Origin of the sequence: Parasynechococcus sp. (genome assembly GCF_042954245.1) — a bacterium.
Taxonomy (GTDB): Bacteria; Cyanobacteriota; Cyanobacteriia; order PCC-6307; family Cyanobiaceae; genus Parasynechococcus.
Window position 1 is genome coordinate 1 of sequence record NZ_JBGKDP010000081.1, and the last position, 2,746, is coordinate 2,746.

Genomic DNA, 2,746 nt, shown 5'->3' on the forward strand with positions numbered 1-2,746 from the left:
GCCAATGGCCAGCGGCGGGCCCATTCAATGCTCAGACAGCGCAGCAGTTGGTTCTGAGCCGCCTTGGCCGCTCTGTAGCCGTACCAGCCCCCGGTGCGGTTGTCGCCGATGCTGCCCACGCGAGCGCTGAGGCTTGCGAAATGGAACGGTTGATCCCGCCGCAGTAAAGGCTCGATTGCTTTGGCCAGGAGGATCGGAGCCATGGCATTGATGCCGAATTGCTGCTCCAACTGGGAACGCTCGACCTGTTGAAGACGTTTTTCCGGTTGAAGCCCGGGCCCGTGCAGGCGACCGCTGCAGTTGAACACCAAACGAAGCGGCAGGCCCTCGGCACGCAGGCTCATGCTCAGTCGATCCAGATCACTGTCGTTCTAGATGTCCAGCTGAACTGAGGATCCCGGCGGTCCATGACGACCAGCGGTCAGCACCTTCAGATCGGGGCAGGTCCGTTTCAATTCAGCCGCCACCGCTGATCCGATCCCGCCAGGGCCAACCACCAGGGCCAAGCCAGCCCAAGTGATCGAAGCTGCGTCGACCATGTGATTTTGCTGCGGAGTGGAGACCGTCTAGCGGAAATCAGGCATCATCGGCTGAAGGCTCTGATCAGTAGTTCTGGTGCCGCTTCACCGTTACTTCTGGGCCCCTGCCGTGCTTCGAAGCCTGCTCATAGTCGCTTTGATCGGCTGGTTGGCTCGGCTACTCCCACAGCGGCTTGATCAGCCCCCCTCAAGCCTGCTTGAGCTGTTCGGGACCGATTCAACCGTTGGTTCAAGTGTTGTTCTCAGGGTGCCGCCGGGTGTCGATCACGTGCCCCTGGAAATCCGCGTCGGTTTGGTCAGCCAGAGCCGTATCACAGCTTTCCAGCCAGGAGCCAATGTGCTGTATCGCACCAGCACGGCTCCGTGATTCCTGCTCAGCAACTGGGCAATGGGATTGCTTCATCCAGTCAAGAGGAGATTCATTGCTCCGGCGGGCCTGTTCAGATCAACCAGCATCACTATCGAGGCGATGTATCGCTGCTCAAAGGCCAAGGTGATTGGCTCCCGGTGGTCTCCCTTGATCTGGAAACCTATGTGGCCTCAGTGGTTGGCGCCGAAATGCCCAGCCAGTGGCATCAGGAAGCCCTGAAGGCGCAAGCCGTTGCAGCTCGCTCCTATGCGATTGCGATGGCGCATCTCGCCAGACCCGCAACGACGGCTTATCACCTGGGGGACACAACCCGTTGGCAGGTTTTCGCAGGGGGAGAAGAGCACCACCCCGGCCAGTCGTTCAGCCACTTGGGAGACCCGCGGGATCATCCTTAGTTACAGCGGTGGCATTGTGGAGAGCCTTTATGCGTCAAACGCGCAAGTGAGTGCTGAATCCCATGGCCATCTTGGCGCCAGCATGAGTCAAACCGGGGCCCAGCAACTCGCCCTTCAGGGACTTCCCTTTAATGCCATCCTCGGCAGGCACTACGCAGGAGCCTCGCTGGCACGGTTGACATGGCATGACCAGTGAACTGCTTCGAAAAGCGACGGAGGTCACGGTTGCAGCGACCGCATCCGGAGCGCTGGTGCCGCTCGACACTTCGTTGACCCACCTCATCGGGGATGGAGGAAGCCGCTTTGAATTGCGCCATCTCCTCAGTGCCACACCAAAGCACCTTCGAGTATCGGGGCCCAGACCGAATCCATTTCTGCCCTGGGATCAACGTCTGGAGGTTGATCGGATTGGTGATTCGCACGTCGTAATCCTGAACAAATATCCCGTTCAGACCTCCCACATGTTGCTCATCACCCAGAACTGGCAACCCCAGACCGGTTGGTTGTCTATGGAGGATTGGCGCATCCTCGCCCGGATTGATGCGACGACGACGGGTCTGTGGTTTTTTAACAGTGGTCCTGATGCCGGAGCAAGTCAGCCGCACCGTCATCTGCAGTTGTTACCCCGGGCAGCAGGCGAGCAAATCTGTGCTCGAGACGATTGGTTCCGACGCTGTGCGGATGGCACAACCACGTCTGCTCAGGATCCTCTTTTGCGCAGTGCACGAATCGCACCGATCAGTTCAATCCTGACGGGTCAAACGCTTCAAGAGCTGTATCTCGCTCTTGCTGAAGACCTCGGTCTGGGGCAGCCCACCACCGACGACTGTCCTCGGGGGGCCTACAACCTGCTGCTCTCACGGGAGTGGATGGCCATCGTTCGCCGCGCAAGGCAGGGCATTCGTGGTTTCAGCGTCAATGCTCTCGGCTTCGCCGGATCCTTGTTGAGCACCGAGGCCTCCGATCGGCAATGGATTCAGCTTTCAGGACCAGAGGCCCTGCTTCAAGCCGTTGTTGACGCTGACGGCTGAACCAAAGCTCCGTGACGAAGACGTCACCAACGACGCATCAGTGCAGTGGTGCCACGGGTGCCATGGTTGCTTATCCCTGTCAAGGCTGGAGGAGCAATTCACAACCATCCATTGGACCAGACCTGCCTCAAGCGTCGAAACTGTCAGATCCAGGACAACCTGCATCTGGTCCGTCCCATTGCCCGTCATTACGCCCAGCAGACAGGCCTAGAGAGCGATGATCTCCTGCAAGTGGGATAGTTCGGTCCTGATCAAGGCTTGGAACCGCTACGACGCCCAGCGGGGGGCACCATTTCCAAGCTTCGACAAGCCGCACATTCGGGGAGTCATTCTTCATTTCCTTCGCGACAGGGTCGGTTTGATTCGACTGCCAAGGGCCGTTGAGGAACGAGCCATGCGGATGATGCGCAG

At 59.1% G+C, this 2,746-nt stretch carries 3 protein-coding genes and 2 pseudogenes; 4 read left to right on the top strand and 1 reads right to left on the bottom strand.

Annotated elements, in window-relative coordinates; all coding sequences use genetic code 11:
* Positions 1-539: pseudogene (locus ACGVJ8_RS03905) on the bottom strand (SDR family oxidoreductase); the annotation flags it as partial.
* Positions 540-615: 76 nt separating this feature from the next.
* On the opposite strand from ACGVJ8_RS03905, the gene ACGVJ8_RS03910 reads away from it, so the two are divergent.
* The 4 genes and pseudogenes from ACGVJ8_RS03910 to ACGVJ8_RS03925 form a co-directional block, all read left to right on the top strand.
* Complete coding sequence (locus ACGVJ8_RS03910) at positions 616-906, top strand: hypothetical protein (protein ID WP_392345624.1); 291 nt, start codon at positions 616-618, stop codon at positions 904-906.
* On the top strand, positions 903-1,304 hold the full coding sequence (locus tag ACGVJ8_RS03915) for a SpoIID/LytB domain-containing protein (RefSeq protein WP_392345626.1): 402 nt from the start codon (positions 903-905) through the stop codon (positions 1,302-1,304). The genes ACGVJ8_RS03910 and ACGVJ8_RS03915 overlap by 4 nt, the downstream gene beginning before the upstream one ends.
* A gap of 185 nt (positions 1,305-1,489) precedes the next feature.
* Positions 1,490-2,335: a DUF4922 domain-containing protein gene (locus tag ACGVJ8_RS03920; RefSeq protein WP_392345628.1), complete on the top strand. Its 846-nt coding sequence runs from the start codon at positions 1,490-1,492 to the stop codon at positions 2,333-2,335.
* 217 nt (positions 2,336-2,552) lie between these two features.
* A pseudogene (locus ACGVJ8_RS03925) lies at positions 2,553-2,746 on the top strand (hypothetical protein); the annotation flags it as partial.

Coding starts and splice junctions, on each gene's coding strand:
- ACGVJ8_RS03920 (WP_392345628.1), top strand. CDS start 1,490: ATGACCAGTGAACTGCTTCGAAAAGCGACGGAGGTCACGGTTGCAGCG.